Annotated in this window: 13 protein-coding genes; 2 read left to right on the top strand and 11 right to left on the bottom strand. The window is 45.1% G+C overall.

Annotated elements, in window-relative coordinates; translation table 11 throughout:
• Positions 1 to 18 precede the first annotated feature (18 nt).
• Complete coding sequence (locus QZ331_RS00760) at positions 19 to 522, top strand: RNA polymerase sigma factor (RefSeq protein WP_294627107.1); 504 nt, start codon at positions 19 to 21, stop codon at positions 520 to 522.
• Between the two features lie 341 nt (positions 523 to 863).
• Here QZ331_RS00760 and QZ331_RS00755 read toward each other — a convergent pair whose 3' ends face one another.
• From QZ331_RS00755 to QZ331_RS00710, 10 genes are all read right to left on the bottom strand, one after another.
• Positions 864 to 2,633, bottom strand: coding sequence for a glycosyl hydrolase family 32 (locus QZ331_RS00755; protein WP_294627105.1), 1,770 nt, complete (start codon positions 2,631 to 2,633; stop codon positions 864 to 866).
• 20 nt (positions 2,634 to 2,653) lie between these two features.
• Complete coding sequence (locus QZ331_RS00750; RefSeq protein WP_294627104.1) at positions 2,654 to 3,922, bottom strand: MFS transporter; 1,269 nt, start codon at positions 3,920 to 3,922, stop codon at positions 2,654 to 2,656.
• Positions 3,923 to 3,924: 2 nt separating this feature from the next.
• The gene (locus QZ331_RS00745; protein ID WP_294627102.1) at positions 3,925 to 4,530 is read right to left on the bottom strand and encodes a YhcH/YjgK/YiaL family protein; all 606 of its coding nucleotides are present in this window, start codon (positions 4,528 to 4,530) and stop codon (positions 3,925 to 3,927) included.
• The gene (locus QZ331_RS00740) at positions 4,527 to 5,456 is read right to left on the bottom strand and encodes a dihydrodipicolinate synthase family protein (protein ID WP_294627100.1); all 930 of its coding nucleotides are present in this window, start codon (positions 5,454 to 5,456) and stop codon (positions 4,527 to 4,529) included. Before QZ331_RS00740 ends, QZ331_RS00745 begins: the two co-directional genes overlap by 4 nt.
• Before the next feature lie 28 nt (positions 5,457 to 5,484).
• Complete coding sequence (locus QZ331_RS00735; RefSeq protein ID WP_294627098.1) at positions 5,485 to 7,239, bottom strand: glycosyl hydrolase family 32; 1,755 nt, start codon at positions 7,237 to 7,239, stop codon at positions 5,485 to 5,487.
• 26 nt (positions 7,240 to 7,265) lie between these two features.
• A complete protein-coding gene (locus tag QZ331_RS00730; protein ID WP_294627096.1) occupies positions 7,266 to 9,086 on the bottom strand; it encodes a RagB/SusD family nutrient uptake outer membrane protein in 1,821 nt (606 codons plus the stop codon).
• A gap of 26 nt (positions 9,087 to 9,112) precedes the next feature.
• Positions 9,113 to 12,310, bottom strand: coding sequence for a TonB-dependent receptor (locus QZ331_RS00725; protein WP_294627094.1), 3,198 nt, complete (start codon positions 12,308 to 12,310; stop codon positions 9,113 to 9,115).
• A 73-nt stretch (positions 12,311 to 12,383) separates the two neighbouring features.
• Positions 12,384 to 13,370: a ribokinase gene (gene rbsK, locus QZ331_RS00720; RefSeq protein WP_294627093.1), complete on the bottom strand. Its 987-nt coding sequence runs from the start codon at positions 13,368 to 13,370 to the stop codon at positions 12,384 to 12,386.
• A 44-nt stretch (positions 13,371 to 13,414) separates the two neighbouring features.
• Entirely contained in the window at positions 13,415 to 14,338 is a 924-nt protein-coding gene (gene rbsK / locus QZ331_RS00715; RefSeq protein WP_294627091.1) for a ribokinase, read from the bottom strand.
• A gap of 229 nt (positions 14,339 to 14,567) precedes the next feature.
• Entirely contained in the window at positions 14,568 to 16,109 is a 1,542-nt protein-coding gene (locus QZ331_RS00710) for a hypothetical protein (protein ID WP_294627089.1), read from the bottom strand.
• Between the two features lie 235 nt (positions 16,110 to 16,344).
• Between QZ331_RS00710 and QZ331_RS00705 the strand changes: the two genes are divergently transcribed.
• A complete protein-coding gene (locus tag QZ331_RS00705) occupies positions 16,345 to 17,052 on the top strand; it encodes a ComF family protein (RefSeq protein ID WP_294627087.1) in 708 nt (235 codons plus the stop codon).
• 324 nt (positions 17,053 to 17,376) lie between these two features.
• On the opposite strand, the gene QZ331_RS00700 is transcribed toward QZ331_RS00705, so the two are convergent.
• Positions 17,377 to 18,957, bottom strand: coding sequence for a DUF4874 domain-containing protein (locus QZ331_RS00700; RefSeq protein WP_294627085.1), 1,581 nt, complete (start codon positions 18,955 to 18,957; stop codon positions 17,377 to 17,379).
• Between the last annotated feature and the right edge of the window lie 125 nt (positions 18,958 to 19,082).

Genomic DNA, 19,082 nt, shown 5'->3' with positions numbered 1-19,082 from the left:
AATTAAAACGTAACGCATATGAACAGTTTAAGCTTCGCAAAAGACCTGGTAGGAGTACAGGACGAATTACTCCGCTTCGCATACAAACTGACGACCGATCGTGAAGAAGCGAACGATTTGTTGCAAGAAACTTCATTGAAGGCATTGGACAACCAAGATAAATATACCCCCGACACCAATTTCAAAGGCTGGATGTACACCATCATGCGGAATATCTTTATTAATAACTACCGGAAGGTTGTACGCGACCAGACGTTTGTCGACCGCACGGACAATCTCTATCACCTCAATCTGCCGCAGGACTCCGCCTACGAAAGCACCGAACGGGCGTACGACCTGAAAGAGATGCGCCGTGTAGTCAACGCTTTGCCCAAAGAATACAGAGTGCCGTTTGCCATGCACGTCTCCGGGTTCAAATATCGTGAGATTGCCGAGAAACTGGAGCTTCCGTTGGGCACGGTAAAGAGCCGCATTTTCTTTACCCGCCAGAAATTGCAGGAGGAATTGAAAGACTTTCGCTAAACTTTAACTATCTATTTTTCAGCTGACATCAAACAGGTATTAGGATAAAAAGGATTGGGATAACAGGAACAGGATTGTGTGATAGGAAAGCCTCTGTAAGTATCGGACTTGCAGAGGCTTTTTCCTAAAGTGCCGTGCAGTTTACAGGAGTGCGCCGTGCAGCCTCATAATCAGCTTGTTACAGCGCATATATATCCTGCGTGCAGGACATATATCTCCTACGTCCAGCATCTATATCTCCTGCACGCAGGATATATATGCGCTGAAAACAGGAGATATATGCGCTAAAAACCGGTCATATGGAGAGGTAAAGACAGCGGATAATGATTTAATGGCAAGAATCACAATTTCGATAAGCTATTTGCCTGTTCATAAGCCTTTTTACCTTCCGTATCTTTGTTACTGACATATCCGGGGCCACCGCCTGCAACATATCCGTTGCTTTCACCATTGGTAGTCGGACTTACCCAAAAGGCATACAAGTCGCCAGTCTTAAGTTTGAACCTGAATCTGACCTCCTTGCCGATTAAAGAAGACAAATCATTTACCCCAGTCCATTCTACTTGTTGGATAGTGGAGTCTACGGCAATGCTTTTACATTCATCTGCCGAGAAACCTTCTATCACCTGATTCTCTTTGTTCAAGATTTCAACTTTCAACTCACCTGCCGGACAGTTGACGTTGACGAACAGATATTTGCCGGTGAATTTGACAGGGCGGGTTGTCAGGCTACCTTCTCCGGTTGTGGACATGGAAGCAAATCCGTCTCTGCGAAGTATTGCCATACCGGTAGCACCGTTCGAATGCATATAGCTTGAGGAATCTCCCCCCTTGAATCCGATGTAGTAGAATCTCAGTTGGTCGCCTACAACCGTACAGATTCCACCAACGGATTGCACATAACCGCGGTCCCAACTGCCGGCTGTGCGGGTAGCCGGGATAAACGCCTCTCTGTAAGGCCTGTCCCAATGGAAACCGTCACGGCTGAAAGAGACTTTCAACTCTGTGATTTTGGGTCTGTTGGCAGCTTTGGCAATTTCATTCTCGTCCAATAGAATCTGATGCAATCCCAACATGATACTTTCATAGCCGACGGCGTTCAGATTATAAAGTTCCGGCGGCAGGTTGAATTCCGGGTCTGGAGTGTCTCTGTTATCCGCATTGCACCAAAACGCGACATCGGCTTTTGTCCAGACGGCACCGGTCAGGAAGTCGGAATGTTCCCTATAATATCTGGCTCTACCGTGTGGAGAGTTGCCCAACACACCGAGGGTACGTATGCTGAACACCCATTTCTTTCGGAAAGGATTATAGAACATGGTGCTTCTGTCGCCGCAAGGGCCTGTTTTAGTAAACCAGCTCCATTGTTTTCCGTTTGAAGAAATCATGCAGTAGCCGGCATTGTCCGTTGCTTCGGCGTTCGGCGAGCGTAGAAACATCTTATATCTTTCATTGTCGGATGCATCGTAATCCAATACGACCGCGCATGAGTTTGCGGGGAATCTGGATAATGTCAGAAGTTCGTTCGAGCCATTATTCAAATCCGGACGCACCCAGTTGACACCGTCTTTACTGGTTGCATAAGCCATCTTATTGAGCCATCCGGCTTCATACCACATTTTGAATACCTGTTCTCTGGGTTCCCACCACACTCCGCCATCCTTAGCGGAAGCACCGGGAATCTTTGATGTTTCCAGCGCCGTTTCAGGCTTTAATATCGGATTCTGTTCGTATTTCTTAGGTTTGTAGAATTTGCGTTCCAAATCGGTATCATCTATCAGGAAGTCATCAAAAAATAGCTGGCGTCCTATATCAATGGGAACTACCTCCGGGGGAGTTTCCAGATAAGGAACTTTCATAGGTTCGTACGAACTGATATTTATATCTTTCGGTGGCCATACGGAAGGTAATATGATTCCATTGTAAAGGGTTCTCCAATCATCCGACGGGTCGTCAGGTTCCGGCGCGGGGTCTGTCCCGGAGGTTCCCGGTGGTTCGGATAGTCCGTCGTCCGAACCGCCACAACTGTAAGCAGCCAAACAACATAACAAGAACATGATAATGCTTGCAGGCAGTTTGATTAATCTGCGAAATGAGTCTGTATATTTCATAATTGTTCAGTTTTATGTCTTTATTTATTCTTCGATTCGGCCATTAATTCGTCTGTCATATCCATCGTTTTCGGGTTCAGCAGTTTCAATTGCAGGAATACGGACAGACATACAGAGAGTATCATTATCAAAAAGACGAGGTCTTTATAATTAGCTTCGAACGCTTTGCCCAGTTCGTTGGTGATAATGGCTCCGGCAGCAATTCCGACAAAATTCATGAGCCCGTAGCCGGTGGCACGATAACGCGAGGGAATGAACTGACAAAGAATCGGCATATTATTGGTATCATACATACCGAAACCAAGTCCGAAGAGTATGGCTCCCGCCACAATGAATACGATATTATTTCCATATACCATCATCAGAAGGGCAGGAACAATCAGCGACAGCCCGGTAGCGCTGGTGTAAACTCTTCCTTTCATATTCTTTTGCACCCATCTGTCGGAAATAAACCCACCGAGAAATACTCCGACGAATGAAGAAAGGGCTAAAGTGGTGGTGGAGAGCGGCCCTGCGAACTCCATATCCATATTCAAGGTATCGGAAACCATAGTCGGCAGCCAGTTCTTCGTAGTCCATCCGGGGAGATTAAGAGCAGCAAAATAATACAGCATTACCCAGAACGCGACATTGCAGAACAATACAGCCAGTCCCTTGAAAGTCATCGAAAGGTTTTCCTTGATGCTTCTCCGTTGTTCGGTCTGTACTACATAAGTCTTTTTCTCATGCAGCAATGCGATAAGTACAAAACTATAAATGATGCCAATCATTCCGAAAGAGTGGAAAGTGAATTGCCAGGAAGTATGGGCAGCTACCGTAGCTCCGAATCCGCCGATGGCTTGCCCCAGATAAATTCCCGAGGTCAGCATACCGATGGCAATAGACCTTGTTTTTCCTTGATGATAGTCGGCCGTCAGAGACAAGGCGGCAGGTATGTAAAAGGCCTCGCTGACTCCCATCAGCGCTCTTAATATATACAAGTGACTGATGTCATGTACGTATCCCATCATAAGGGTGACGGCAGACCATACGAACAGACTGATAACAATCAGCCACTTACGGTTCAAACGGTCTGCAATCATTCCCGATATGGGACTCATAATGGCATATATCCAAAGGAATATAGCCATCAGCCGTCCGAAATTGGTGATAGATTCCAGCTCTTTGATATCCACCATGATGAATGGACGCATCGTAGCCAGCATTTGTCTATCTAAATAGTTGAGTAGAGACACTACAACAAGCATCCCTACTACCATCCATGAATAAAACTTCTTATCTTTCAGCATATCTATATTTTGATTTTAATGACTATTTTCTTCACGCTCACTCCGTCCTTCTCTTTTATACTGGGACGGTGTGCGTCTTTAGGAAAGAAAATATAGAAGACTTCGGGAGTTGCCACTTCATATAGGCCCGGTGCATCAGGCTTGAAAAAGACAATGTCTTTCTTCTCGTCATATTCGCCGATTGGGACAACCTTTTCCAATGTCGTCACTCCCATTCTTTCTTCCCCATTAATCAAGTATTGCAAGTCGATATATCTTCGATGTGCTTCAAAGTTGCATTCTGCTTCTTCTTTAGGAACATACTCACTGATAATGGCATACACTTCACGCCCTATGATTTCGTATTCGCCGGGAGAAAGCCTGCTCAAATCCGTGCCTTTCAAATATTCGAATGTGGCTTTCCATCTTTCGGGATATTGCGCCTGATGTTCTTTCAAAGCATCCATGTCAAGTGTCGGACTGGCAGATACCGTCCATCCATATTTCCAGTCTACTTCCGTAGCATCAGTACCGGATGCAACAGGTGCAACCTTCTTTTTCGTATTTCCACAGGAACAAGTCATAGCAACAGCAGTCAATAGAGTGATTAATTTGAATGTTATTCTCATAATACCTGAATGATTTGTTGTTTCAGCTCTGCTACATTCTTTTTGATTGTCTCCAGGTCAGTGCCGTTTACTTTCTGCAAAGGTTCGCAGATGTAGTCGGTTATTAACCCTTCTGTAAATAATGCAGCTTTCAGCCCTTTAAGAAAGGATACACTCGATTTATCAACAGAATAAATTCCGGTAGAAACCTTCATGACCAGTTTTTGCAGTTTGAGTATTCTTTCCGTATCCTTTGCTTTGCAGGCTTTGAACAGGTTGACATAAAGTTCGGGGAACAAGTTGGAACCGGAGTTTACACCGCCATTGCCACCTAACGCCATTGTAGAGGCCAACATTTCATCCGGTCCTACGAGAATGGTAAAATCCGGATACTCAGCTTTTACTTCTGCAAGTAACGTATTGAAATAGGTACCGTTGCCGGAACTGTCCTTCATGCCGATGATGTTCGGATGTTTTGCCAATGTCTTGACTGCTTCGACGGAAATCATCAATTTGGTTTGCGCCGGGATGTTGTATAAAAACAAAGGCAGAGGTACATTATCGGCAATCGTTGTATAATAGTCGACAATTTCTGTCTGGGTCAATCCTAAATAGAACGGAAGTGCAGATACCAGATAACTGGCTCCACATTCTTTCGCGTAACGAGCCATATTCAGGCTCTCTTCGATGCAACAGTCGGCGATACTGACAAATACAGGAACACGTCCTTTTACATATTCTACCGAATATTTGATTAGTTCCTTTCTCATCCGGAGAGAAATGCTTGTTCCTTCGCCCGTAGTACCCATAAGGAAAACACCGCTGACTCCACCGTTTATCAAGTGGTCAAGCAATTTCTCCAAGCCTTTGAAATCTATATTTTCTCTGTTGATAAGGGGTGTCACCATCGGAGTTATCACGCCTTCAAATAATTTTTTGTCCATCATTGTTTACAATTGTTTATTGATTATTATTTTAATATCTTTCTAATAAGTTGGGGAAATCTGCTGCTTTTTTGTAGGCTCTCTTCCCTTCTTTGTCTGTACCGCCACCGAATCCCGGGCCACCTGCTGCATTGTACCCGTTGCTGGCACCCTCTATATCGGGACTTACCCAGAATGAATACAAATCACCATTGATAAGATAGAATTTGAAGCGTACCGGTTGGCTCTTTAAGGCGGACAGGTCTTTCTTATTCTTCCACTTTATCTGTGCGATAGTGCTGTCTGTTGAGAGAGGTTTGCAATCATTTGCAGAGAATCCCGGAATTACATTATTATCTGCATCTAATATTTCCACCTTCAACTCTCCGTTCGGACAACTCACGTTTACAAACATATATTCGCCGGTGAATGTTACCGGACGGGTTAATAATGTCCCTTTTTCCTTTTGAGCAGAGTAAGAAACAAAACCGTCTCTGCGTAATACGGCTATACCGGTACTTCCATTGGCGTGCATACCGTTCTTTTCATATACCGGACTTTTCTTTCTCTTGTTTCCTTCGAATCCTATGTAGTAGAACCAAAGTTGGTCGCCTACGATGGTACACAACCCGCCTACGGATTGTACATACCCTCTGTCCCATGTTCCTTCCTTTCGTTCGGCAGGGATAAAGGCACGACGGTCGGTTCGGTCCCAATAGAAGCCGTCACGGCTGTAAGCTACTTTTAGTTCAGTGATTTTAGGGACTCCTGCCTCTCTGCACCTTTCGTTAGATGGCCCCAAATGTATCTGGGGTAATGACAGCATGATACTCTCGTAAGGCACAGCCGATAAATTATATAATTGTGCCTTGTCACCGATATATGGGTCCGGGTCATCCCGATAATCAGCACCGAGCCAGAAAATCAGTTCCTCTTTTGTCCACTTTGCCCCTTCCAGGAAATTTGAATGTTCGTGGTAATAGCGGAAGCGTCCGATAGGTACACGATTTATGTTTTCCGGATTCCGAAGGCTATATACCCATTTCTGCCGGAAAGGATTATAGAACATAGTACTCCGGTCTCCGCATGGCCCTGTCTTGACAGGTTTTCCCCAATGGATGCCGTCCGGTGAAACCATGCTGAATCCATAATTGAAACGTTCTGTGGAACCGGGAATCGAGTTGGGAGAACGCAGGAACATTTTGAAACGCTCTTCGGGATTCTTTGTAAAGTGATCCAGCCATACAGTGGAAGAGTCAGCTACAATTTCCGGAACGATTTGATTGGTTCCCGGTACTACGTCCAGATTAGGACGTTCCCAATGTAGCCCGTCTTTACTTGTAGCGTATGCCATTCTGTGCAGCCATCCGGCTTCATACCACATCTTGAAGAGCTGATCTTTCGGGTCCCACCATACGCCGCCGTCTTTGGCGCTGGCTCCGGGAATACCGTAAATCCCTTGTTCCAGTTCCGTCTCCGGCTTGAGTATCGGGTTAAAGTTTATTTTACGAGGTCTATGTGACTTACGTTTCATATCTGTCTGTTCAATCAAAAAATTGTCTACAAAAAGTTGTCTTCCTAAGTCAATAGGAATGATTTCCGGTCGATTAGTCAGATAAGGTATCGGCATAGGTTCATAATTCATGCAGATATTTTGGGGCGGCCAAACGTCAGGCAGTGTGACACCATTGTACAAAACATTGTTTAAAGGAGCATCCCCTCTTGAAAAAGAGGGAAATGCTATGTCTGGAACAAATGCTGCGGATAGTGCTAAACCTGCGTTTTTTATAAAATCACGTCGTTTCATTTATATACTGTTTTATGATAAGTTAGTTAATCGGCAGGAGTATCCCAATGCGGATTCTGTTTCAGATTCGGATTGACAACAAGTGCGGAATTAGGTAATGGAGCCAAATAATCGCGTTCTTCATTCCAAATCTTCACTTTATCCGTATTGATAACTTTGTTGCCGGAGTTGCCATTGCTCAAGAAAATACCGACATTCAGTCCGATGGAATTCTTTTCCGTAAGATTGCTGGGACGTTCACCTATATAGATATGGAAGTTTGCACTTCTGGCTGTATATGCAGGTTTATCCAAATCATACTTGGTTGAAGGTGCGGTAACTGTTGAGAAATAAACTCCTTTGAATTGTTCGGTAAACAAATGACCGGCTTTCCAACGCATGATGTCGTCATAACGCAGATTTTCCATTACCATTTCGACTCTACGTTCTCTCCGGATTTCAAGAATTACTCCCTTATTACTACCTGATACCAGCGGATATTGTGCTGCCAACACCGGATCAGGATTAGCATTTGCTGCTGACATATCCATATTCGGCATTCCGACGCGATCACGTATTAATTTGATACTTTGCTCCAAGTCTGTCTGAACAAGTGTACCCAACTCCGCCTTAGCTTCGGCATAATTCAACAGGACTTCCGCATAGCGGTACAAGATAATATCATTCTCATTACTGGTCTGCTTGTCATGGTCGCCGGATTGCACATACTTAATCGGCATATATCCAGTGGCAGAGATTTGCATGGCTTCATACAACCTGTTTACGTCATGGCTTTTCCCGATACGGGCATAACCGGGACATCTGACTGTCTGGAACATACGAGGGTCTCTATTTGCAAACTCTTCGCCGAAAATCATAGTCTCATAACCCGGCCTGTCTGTAAAACGGCTGCCGTCATTCATCAGATATGAATCCATGAATGCTTTGCTAAGTCCAATCTGGTTGCCACTGGCGTTGATGATGGAATAGTTCGTGTTATGCTTTATACCTAACGCAATACTGTAAGCATAAGCTGTGATTACTTCCACATCACTGGCATTGTTTGTGGCGGGTTGCGCAAACAAGTCCCTATAGGCCACGTCTGTGCCTTCTCCCTTGTCAATGGTATATTTTCCTGAGACCATTAGTGCCTCAGAAGCCGATACACACTCTTTCAAGAACTTTTCCGAACCTTCTATATTGTGGTATTTTCTGAAGGTTCCCTCGAACAAGCAGAAACGGCTTTTCAGAGCCAATGCAGTCCATTTGGTTATTTCATTCAGACTTTTGGCTTCTACACCGTTTTTTATAGCTTTATCCAAGTCTTCCAGAATTTTGTCTGCAATCATCTCCCGAGAGTCACGCGGTTTGTATAGTTCCGGGCTGTTGTCTTCAAGTACAGTGTCGTACCAGGGTACTCCACCGAATGTTTTCAGTTTGTCATAGTAAAACTGTGCTCTCAGGTAATAGGCCATTGCATTGTATTTTTCGCGTACAGTCTCATCCGGGCAGTTTACAGAGTATTTCAAAAAAATATTAATCTTTCGCAGATTATCCCAATCCCAGCTTCCGGCTGATTGTGTAGAACTTCTTTTGCCGGTCATGTAGTCGGGAAGTGTAGGCCATATCACATCGTCAGTCTTTTCCATCATTCTTCCGGCGGCTACGCTGGCACCGTTCTCTACATTGGATGCTCCCGACAGCATAGGCAGAAGTCCGTTAATATATAGTCTAAGTTCCGTTTCATTCTTCAGGGAATTTTCCGGGGTCATTTTATCTTGTGGCAACTGTTCCAAATCACAGGCACAGAACGAAAGCGATAGTGAGCTTATCAAAAAGGCTTTCTTTAGTATCGTTGTTGTTTTCATACTTATATATGTTTAGTTTGGAAAAATTAGAAAGTCAGATTTACACCGACAGACACCGTTTTTGAGAACGGATAGATACGTGCGTCGCTGGAGGATATCGCTTGTTCCGGATCTATGTAATCTGTTTTGAAAGGCGACCAATAACATAAGTTTTCACCTGCGAAATAGATTCTCAACCGTTCGATACCTGCTTTGGTGGTAAGTGTGGCAGGCAGCGTATAGCCTATTGAAAGATTTTTCAAACGCAGGTAGGCCAAATTCTGCAAGTACCTGTCGTTGACAACCCGCATCTGTCCGTCGCCGTTGTAGGCCGCGCTACCGCGTTCGAGACGGGGAAAGTATGCTCCCTTATTGTCTTCCGTCCAAGCTTGTTCGGCAAGCCCTTTAGGAAGAAAAGCACTGTTGACACGTCCCCATGACCCCCAGAATTTTTCCATTTCCTTGTCCGGATATAAATCTCTTTTTCCGATACCTTGAAATGCGATAGAGAAATCGAACCCATACCAGTTGATGTTTGCTCCGAAACCATAGTTGTAACGTGGTGTTTCGTTGCCGATTACTTCGAGGTCTCCGTGGTCGTCGAGCGTATTTGCGCCATTGTTGATGATATTATTACCATCTTTATCAAGGTATTTTACATCTCCTCCACGTGCTACAGACCATTTACCTTGACTCTTTAAAATATCCCTGTTTACTGCCGACTGGTCTATTTTACTTGTCCATTCTGCTGCTTCCTCGTCCGACTGGAATAATCCGCCCGTTCTGTATCCCCAGATTTCTCCAATTTTCTGTCCTACATAATAATCCGTCAGGATATTCGTGTCGTTTCCCTGATATTTGGTAATTTCAGAGGTAGCATCGCCTAAGGAACCAAATATTTCATAATTCAATGATTTTCCGGCAAGTTTGAAATTGTCGCGCCAGGTTACACTCAGTTCATATCCTTTGGTTTTCATTTCTCCTGCGTTTTGTCTGGGAGGATTCGCACCATACACGGCAGGAAGCGTCACACCATCAACGAACATATCAGATGTCTTTCTGATAAAATAATCTCCACTGAAGTTCAACTTGTTGTTCAGTACACTGATATCTATACCCATATTGAGAGTTCCAACTTTTTCCCAAGTGTAGTCGCCTGCTACGGGGGCAGGGGTAGTTAGATAATAGGTTAGTGCATTGTTGACAATATAAGAAGATTGTTTTTGGGTGATTGTAGAATAAGGATACATACTCACTCCCAACTGGTTTCCGAGTACACCGTACGAAGCTCTGATTTTCAGATTGTCGAAGATATTCAAATTTTTCAAGAATTGCTCTTCACTGATTCTCCATCCGGCAGATACGGAAGGGAAGAAGCCATATCTGTTGCCGGAGAGGAATCTCGAAGAACCGTCATATCTTCCGTTTACTTCCAACAGATAACGTTCCTTATAATTATAATTGGCTCTGAAGAAAAGGCCGAATAGTTCATAGGCAGATGCACCACCTGTAGCTTTAAGATCCGAAGCGCCGGTTCCTGTGGCCAGATTCAAGTCGTTTAAGGTCTCGGACAATACATCCGTACGATAACCGAGCAGATCGTGATTCTGCTGTTTCTCATAATTCATACCTACTGTTGCCGATATATTATGCGATTTTGCGAAAGTGTTGCCGTAGGTAGCGTATGCATTGAACACGTGAGAAGGATTGTAGGACATAGACTTTTGTATATAGTCCTTTTTATGAGTGGAAGAGGTACTCAATTGTGTTTCGTTGGCATATCCGTTTGAGATATACACTACCCCCTGACGTTTCCAATTGTCATCCATAGTGAAACCAAATGTATAATCGGCATTTACGGATAAATTCTTGATGGGAGTAATCTTGATGGAAAATGTATTCCGGAAACGTCTTTTTCCTACATTGCCTTTGGATACGCCACCGTAGATATCCGCTACACGTCCTTCGTTAATAACTTTTCCGTTTTTCATCAGACCGGTGTAGTTGCCGTCCGGACCAATAGGCACATAATAAGGCGCACAGTTTATCATGGTTCTGGCAAAAGCCGCATTCGCCGCATTTTCACCGGGATATGTGTGTGAACTATCGAAGAAGTTTGTCTGGTTACCGATTTTTAGCCATGATTTTATTTCGGCGTTCAATTTAGAAGTCAATGTATATTGCGTGTATTTTTCGTCTACCCGTTTCATCATACCGTCCTTTGTGTAAAAATTGGCGGATACATAATACTGAATTTTATCCGTACCCCCGGAGATGCTTACATTATGCGATTGTGACGGCATTCTTTTTTTATACATCCAGTTCCACCAGTCGAAGTTGGCATAGTAATTATACTTTTGCCTGCCATCGCTTTCTGTAGTGGTGACTACCCACGGACGCTCCGGATTCTCTGTCGTATCATATCGGCGGGCTTCCAGTTCTTTGTAATCTTCTTCCGTATATCCGGTGGCAGCTCCCATGAATCCTTTTTGTCCCATATAGGAAGTATCGTAAATATAAGCATGGTCATAACCTGAGGTAACAAAGTCGGTAGAAACTGTCGGTTTCGACCAGGAGAAATAACCGTCATAAGCTACTTTGGCTTTTCCGGATTTTGCTTTTTTGGTGGTAACTAAAATTACACCGAAGGCTGCACGCGCCCCATAGATGGCTGCCGAAGAAGCATCTTTGAGGACAGAAACAGATTCTATGTCGTTCGGATTCAACTGGTCTATACTGCCGGGAATACCGTCTACCAAAATAAGCGGCGAACTTGAATTCACAGAACCCATTCCACGGACAGAGATGGTTCCACCGGCTCCGGGCGTTCCAGTATTTACCTGAATGTTAACGTTGGGCATAGCCCCCTGTAGCATCTGCGTGACAGAAGAGGTGGAACGGTTCTCCAGTACCTCGGCTGTAACTTGGCTGACGGAACCTGTCAGGTTAACCTTCTTCTGCGTACCGTATCCGACAACGACGACTTCATCCAATAACTGATTGTCATCCTGAAGGATTACATTGATTATGTTCTGATTGGCAGGCAGTGTTACGGATTTGAATCCAATGAAACTGAACTCAATCATAGCGTCCGGGGCTACTTTTACCTGATAGCGACCATTGAGGTCTGTGACAGTACCAGTTGTAGCCTTACCATGTTTGACAATGACGGAAACTCCGAGCAAGGGCTCTCCGCTACCGTCTCTGACGGTGCCTGATACCGTATTTTGAGCATACATATTCATTGAGAAAATGAATAGACAGCTTAACAACAGTATAAGTTTATGTCTTATACAGTCTGTTGTTAACAGAAGATTTCTACTTGATAGAATGAATCGTCGGTTCGAGTAGGTTTTCATGTTCATTAAATTTAAAAGTTGAGCGATAGGATAATTCGTTTTTTAAGATGAAGCGGTTTACTTCATCAAGAGTAGGGATAGACGACTGTGCTCCCGAACGGGTTACAGCAATTGCTGCTGCCGCATTGGCAAACTTAAGGGCTTCCATATCTATCTCTTTCTGTGCACACATTACAGCCAGGGCTCCACAGAATGTATCACCGGCTGCAATTGTGTCAATGGCATTCACTTTATAACTTGGAAGCCGGGCACTTATATAAGCATTTCTCATATATACTCCGTGACTTCCCAATGTGATTACAACATTCCGTGCACCTGCAGCAATTAATGCTCCGGCAATTTCCTCCAGATTACTCCCTGTATATCTGATACCCGACACAAAAGCCGCTTCTACTTCATTGACTACCAAAATATCAATAGCTTTCATCAGTTCCGTATCGACCGGACAGGCGGGTGCGGGATTGAACAACACCTTTTTACCTTTTTGTTGCGCCAATAGGGCAATACTCTTAATTGTATTATAAGGAATCTCAGCTTGCATAACTACTATTTCCGCCTCATCAATCACTTTGGAGAAGCGGTTGATAGAGTCGGGAGATAGAGAATAGTTTGCTCCCGGGGCTACGGCTATACAATTCTCCCCGCTATCCGCCACGAAGATTAGTGCGGTTCCTGTCGGTTTTCGGGTGTCATTGATGATGTAGTCCGTGGTGATTCCTTCTTTTTCAAAATTCTTTCTGAGTATGTCGGCATACATATCATTGCCTAATGAAGTGACAAAAGTGACAGAGCCGCCCAACCGTGCTGCGGCCACGGCCTGATTGGCCCCTTTTCCGCCAAGCGACTGCATAAAAGAGGCATCGCCGACAGTTTCGCCGGGTGCCGGTAGATGGTTGACCTGGGCAACCATGTCGATGTTTGAACTTCCAATAACTACTACTTTCATTGTTAATCGGATTTATATTTAACCTAAGTCTGTGTATTGTTTTTTTATAAAGCAACTTCCGTTTTATAAGGGATGGCACTCTGTGCACCTATACGGGTGACGGCAATCGCGGCGGCTGCATTGGCAAATTCGACAGCTTCTGTCAGTGAATGTCTTTTGGACAGATAAACACTGAAAGCACCGCAGAATACATCGCCGGCCCCGGTCGTATCGACCGTTTCGACTTGCTTGGCGGGAATCATGACATAGTTGTCTCTCTCCTTTACGTAAGCCCCGTCTTTTCCTAAGGTAATAACCACGTTCTCGATGCCTTTGTCGCCGATTGTCTTAGCGGCGCGGTGGGCGCTCTCTACATCCATCACTTTAATTCCCGAGAGCATTTCGGCTTCAATGCGGTTGGGGAGTATGGTATGTACATTTTTCAGGAACGTATCACTCAGCGTTGATGCAGGCGCAGGATTGAGTATCACCTTCTTGCCATATTTATTGGCAATAGCGGCTGCGTACTCTGCTGTTTCTATCGGAACTTCAAGTTGCATAAGTATGATATCGGCCTCTTTGATTTTGCCCTCTGCCTTATGGATGTCCTCTTCCGAAAGAGAGCGGCCGGCTCCCGGTGCGACGATAATGCTGTTTTCGCCGAAAGAGTCGACGGAGATAAGGGCTACTCCCGACGGACTTTTCTGGTCGGTGAAGATAAACTCGGTGTTAATCTTTTCCGATTTATATATTTCCAACGCCTGTAGTCCGAACAGGTCGTATCCGATTTTGGAAATGAAGGTGACTTCGGCTCCCAACCGGGAGGCCGCGATAGCCTGGTTGGCACCTTTACCGCCGGGGTTCATATAAAAGGTTCCTCCTAAAACGGTTTCTCCCGGCACTGGCAATCGGTTGGCTTTTACAACCATATCAGTGTTGCTGCTTCCAATTACCACTACTTTGGGTTTATGAATCGATACAGTTCTCATGGTATTAAAAAATTAAGACGATACAAATGAAAGAAATAATAGTGCATGGTTTTCGACATTAATAATTGATTTATATAATCTCAAAAATGACATCATGCGATAAGTCACTCTTGATAACAGGTAGAGAAGAGGCAGATATATAACGTGTATTTATATAATCACAAAGAGAAAAAAGGAAATTTTGGGAGTGTCTTTTGTGATGAGAAAAGAGGGGTGTGAGTCTTTTGTTTTAAAGTTCTTTGGCAATCATGCGTCGTCCGAGAATATCAGACAGCTTTTCTTTCCGTACTTTCGATTCCATCCACGCCGTGAAATCGAAGATGCGCAAAAGCTGGTTTTCATATTTATCATGATACAATTCCTGCACTTCGGGAGATAGTTTTTCCCAAAAGGCTTCCCGGTCTTTGCGCAGGATAGGGAGGTTTCTTTTATTGAGAAACCATAGGATAATCCGTTCTGTCTTGAATGTATGTTCTTTGGGCGAAGACAGGCTGCGGGTGATGGAACGTGATTCGTGCTTTATCAGTTCAACCTCCTTCGTTTCATAATATGCTATGAGACGAACCAGGCGAATCGTTCTCATTAGCGGCAGGTATTTGATGTTATGGTCTATGATGGCGTTGCTTATGTATTTCTTTGCCGCCTTATAGTTCTGATTGCCGATATGTATAAGCGTGGTGTAGAGCAACAGTTCGCTTTTGCGTATAGGGCTCAGCCATGCTTCTTTGTCGTACAGCAACTCCTGATACTGATTCATGAGCGCCGTACAAGCGGAAAAATCACCTTTATCCAAAGAGGGAAACAACTCATATTGGAAAAGCAGACAAGTGGCATTCACTTTAAACTCCAGCGAAGAGTCTTCTGCGACAAGCCGTTTTAATTTCTCCAGGAAATAGGGCATCTCGTTGTAGTTTCCTACCGACCGCAGACTGCCGAGCACTCCTTCAAGCACGGACAAATAATAAATAGGCGGATTCGACCAGAACTGTTGGTTCTGCTCAAACAGAGCGTTCAGCTCTTTGTATGAGTTCAGGGCAGCTCTGTAATCTCCCGCTCCCATCAGATAGTTTGCCTGGAAAAGTTTATGATTTCGTGTCAGTTCAAAGTTTCCTTCCGCGTCGGAAGAGGCGGCTATATACAATTCGTTGACCATAAGGTCGTTCATGTCTTGTTTTTGTTTCGCCGTTCGTATGGACCCGATATGCGAGAGGCGGTATTTCAACAAATTGTGTAGAGAAGACTGCTCCGTTATTTTCCGTATTTTCTTTAAAGACTCGTTTTGGATAAAATGTTTGTGGAAAAGTTCCTGCTCTGTCATATTGGGAAAATTCAGCCGCAGCAGATATTCCAATTCCTGCTTCTGTGCAATTGCCAGAATCTCGTTATTCTCATAGAACTGTGCCTGCTTTATTGTAGCGGATAGTATCTCGAAGCATTCTTCAAACAGGGAACGCTCGTATAGCATACGGGCTTTGCATAAATCATTCAGCAAATCATAGCAGATGTCTTTCTTCTTCCTCAATGTGAGTAACGTATCTACCAGTTTCTCATATAAATATTGAACGGACACTTCAAAAGAACCTTTAGGCCTGCGCTTATAGAATTCTTCTTTCACCGCGTTTCCGTTAGGCTGCTTGCTCTTGATGACAATATCGTAGATTATAAGATAGTCCTTCTCCTCCTTGTCTTTGACGACCTGCAAGGAGAAGTGTTTCTTTTCTGATTTCGACAAAGAGTATATCAGGGAAATAACGGAATCGACTCTTTTCATGAAGCCCTTTCAATTAGTATTCGGGTACAATATTCGGGAATTTCCGTGTAAAAAGCAAATCCCGGGGATGTTAAAAAATTCGGGCCGCACAAGGATGAACCGTCTTTCTCGTGCAGAATAACAGACAAGCACACATTCGGTATGTTCTTATTCTTTTTCGGGGAAAAGGCTTAGCCTTAACGAAAAAAGCAATACTTTTGACCTGAATTTACGACCAACCTGAATGACAAGAATCATGAAACACACACATCTTATAAAAGAGTGGCTTGGAGCCTTTTTATCTTTGTTCTTCCCGCGTTGCTGCATCGTTTGCGGCACCCCGTTGGCAAAGGGCGAAGAGTGTCTTTGCACCCTATGCAACATCAATCTTCCGCGCACAGATTGCCATCTTCAGAAAGACAACCGGATAGAAAAACTGTTTTGGGGCAAGTTTCCCCTGGAACGGGCTACTTCTTTCTTCTTTTACCGAAAGGGAAGCGACTTCCGGCAAATTCTTTACCGGCTTAAATACGGCGGACAAAAAAGCATCGGAACCATCATGGGGCGCTATATGGCAGCCGAATTGCAGGAGTCCGGCTTCTTTGAAGATATTGACGTGATACTTCCCGTGCCGTTGCACAAAAAGAAGCAGAGGATGCGCGGCTATAATCAAAGCGAATGGATAGCCCGGGGCATTGCCGCCGTGACAGGCCTCCCTATAGATACGGCATCTGTAGTACGCCGGAAGAATACGGAAACACAAACACGCAAATCTTCTTTGGAACGTTGGGAGAACGTGAGAGGCATCTTCGAACTGCGTCACGCGGAATCTCTGAGCGGAAAGCACATTCTGATTGTTGACGATGTGCTGACTACCGGCGCAACCATTGGGGAATGTGCATCTTGCCTGACCGATATGGAGGGCATACGAATCAGTGTGCTGACAATGGCGATAGCGGAATAAGTGACTTACCAAGCGGCAAACCCACTCCAGTCTGCCGCTATCCTGCCCTCAGACGACGGGCAATAAAGTTATTCTTCATCAGATACAAACTTGCCGGAGCGTATTATCCATCTTTTCTTTCATCAATTACAAACTATAAACGAAGGTTTCATTTATATAATTGAAGGCTTCGTTTTTATAATTGAAGGCTTCGTTTATAAAAACAAAGCCTTCGTTTATAGTTTATAATCAATCGGACGGAACTTTATTTATGGCAAAGCGGAAGTTTGTTATTAATGCATAACAACTTTATAACGAATACATTGAAGGGGAACGACCAATCGCTTACATACGTTTCCCCGCTACCTCTACCGTTGTCAGCAGGTTGATTCCATATCTGCCATCGTCGGATACCATCCATTCCGTGTCTCCATTTGCACAACGGATTGCGTAACGCGAATCATACTTCAGCCTTTCCGAACCGTCCGGTATCCACAACCCCAGCCGATAGGTTCCGGGAGCCAACGACTCGGGCAACCGAAGCGACAGACCGACAGAATGCGTCAACGGCACACAGGCAGTATCTCCGGGCTGGAAGGGCTGCCAGTCCGACGGATGGGCATCGGTCAAGAACTCCGTCACTTTCCCTGCGTCGTCAACCAGTGCGAAGTAAACCGGATGTTCACCGAATACCGTGGCGAATCCTCTGTTCACCAGACTCAGGTCCAGCAGGTTTTCTTTACCCGGCTGCAACCTGCCGGGCAGTTGCAAGGCTTGCAACTCGATGCGGTAGCCCAGGTGGTCGCGTATGTAATCGAACACATTGCGCTCCACCACCGTACCGTCCTGCCGGCGGAAGTAACCGTCGGACACAGGCATCCGGTGCTGACGGAGGGAGTCTTCCGTTATCATCGTTTTCTTCCACACCATCATCGAATATTCGGGCGGGTTGTTCTCGTCAAACCGGTTGTTGGGGTGTTGCTCCTTGTAATTATGAATCACGCTCAGCGATGTATAATGCTGGAGGAACAGACGCCTCGCCGTCTGCAGGCCGTCTATAATCCATCCGGCGGAAGGACTGTCGGGGTCGGCACCTACGCTCCAGAATCCCCACGGCAGTTCTCCGTCCACCACCAGATAGGGCGACTCGTTCACAATCTGGTCGAACTTGGGAGTTCCTTCGTGCATATCGGCGTCCCAACGGTCGGGACGTATGACAATGAAATCGTCGTGAAACGAAAGCCGTTTATACAGCTCCGGCTTGTCTTTCAGCAGGTTCTTGAAATCGGGAAGTCTCACTTGCACGTTCCTCTCTTGAGGAACCACCGAAAGCAATTTCTCCAACACCGCAATCTTGGTCTCCTCCGAATTCTCCAAGCCCTGCATGGAACTGTGCCATTCGCCCCACGCGCCAATCAGCCCCGCCTGCACAACAAGAATCAAATCTTTGTTTTTCTCAAGAAACGGTTTCAACTGGTCCAGGTGCTCCAATATCTGCGTTCCGGTAGGCCCCGCAGCGGCACGCCCCATGAAATCCCTTTCGTAAGCAAAGCGGAGAACGGCTTTCTTGCCCTGCTTCCTCAACTCGTCAAAGTATCGCTGCATGGTCTGGAAATTCTCTTCGGACAACTCCTCGCCTATCAGATAGGTAAGATAAAAATAACTCTGTGACAACGAAACGCTATCCGCCGCATACTTCGCCGACAGCTCCACCAACTCTTTGGCAGGAGCATCCTTCTCATGCAGCACATCCACCGCCGTCTCCAGCCGGAAACCTCTTCCGGGATTATAAAGCCCACACTCGCCATGCAAATCGTCGACACAGATTCCGCGAAACTCAACACTCCGCCGGGAATCGGCACAACCGCTTGCCATCAAAGCAAACACCGCAGCCATCACGCTGCCATACATCCATTTTCTTTTCATAGTAATACGTTGTTTGCCGGCAAATATAAGACAAATCAATACACCACAGCCCCCGGGAAGCCATTTCGCACAGAAAAGTATCAACTTGAGATAAAAAACGCAAAAGGAGAGCCGGCAAAAGCCCC

The sequence above is a fragment of the uncultured Bacteroides sp. genome (assembly GCF_910586915.1).
Taxonomy (GTDB): Bacteria; Bacteroidota; Bacteroidia; order Bacteroidales; family Bacteroidaceae; genus Bacteroides.
This window is presented reverse-complemented; position numbering and strand designations above follow the sequence as displayed.

What these genes read in the sequence shown, in the direction of transcription:
- QZ331_RS00760 (WP_294627107.1), top strand. Translation starts at nt 19, where the DNA reads ATGAACAGTTTAAGCTTCGCAAAAGACCTGGTAGGAGTACAGGACGAA.
- rbsK (WP_294627093.1), bottom strand. Translation starts at nt 13,370, where the DNA reads ATGAAAGTAGTAGTTATTGGAAGTTCAAACATCGACATGGTTGCCCAG.
- QZ331_RS00735 (WP_294627098.1), bottom strand. Translation starts at nt 7,239, where the DNA reads ATGAAACGACGTGATTTTATAAAAAACGCAGGTTTAGCACTATCCGCA.
- QZ331_RS00700 (WP_294627085.1), bottom strand. Translation starts at nt 18,957, where the DNA reads ATGAAAAGAAAATGGATGTATGGCAGCGTGATGGCTGCGGTGTTTGCT.
- QZ331_RS00755 (WP_294627105.1), bottom strand. Translation starts at nt 2,633, where the DNA reads ATGAAATATACAGACTCATTTCGCAGATTAATCAAACTGCCTGCAAGC.
- QZ331_RS00740 (WP_294627100.1), bottom strand. Translation starts at nt 5,456, where the DNA reads ATGATGGACAAAAAATTATTTGAAGGCGTGATAACTCCGATGGTGACA.
- QZ331_RS00710 (WP_294627089.1), bottom strand. Translation starts at nt 16,109, where the DNA reads ATGAAAAGAGTCGATTCCGTTATTTCCCTGATATACTCTTTGTCGAAA.
- QZ331_RS00705 (WP_294627087.1), top strand. Translation starts at nt 16,345, where the DNA reads ATGAAACACACACATCTTATAAAAGAGTGGCTTGGAGCCTTTTTATCT.
- QZ331_RS00745 (WP_294627102.1), bottom strand. Translation starts at nt 4,530, where the DNA reads ATGAGAATAACATTCAAATTAATCACTCTATTGACTGCTGTTGCTATG.
- rbsK (WP_294627091.1), bottom strand. Translation starts at nt 14,338, where the DNA reads ATGAGAACTGTATCGATTCATAAACCCAAAGTAGTGGTAATTGGAAGC.
- QZ331_RS00750 (WP_294627104.1), bottom strand. Translation starts at nt 3,922, where the DNA reads ATGCTGAAAGATAAGAAGTTTTATTCATGGATGGTAGTAGGGATGCTT.
- QZ331_RS00725 (WP_294627094.1), bottom strand. Translation starts at nt 12,310, where the DNA reads ATGAATATGTATGCTCAAAATACGGTATCAGGCACCGTCAGAGACGGT.
- QZ331_RS00730 (WP_294627096.1), bottom strand. Translation starts at nt 9,086, where the DNA reads ATGAAAACAACAACGATACTAAAGAAAGCCTTTTTGATAAGCTCACTA.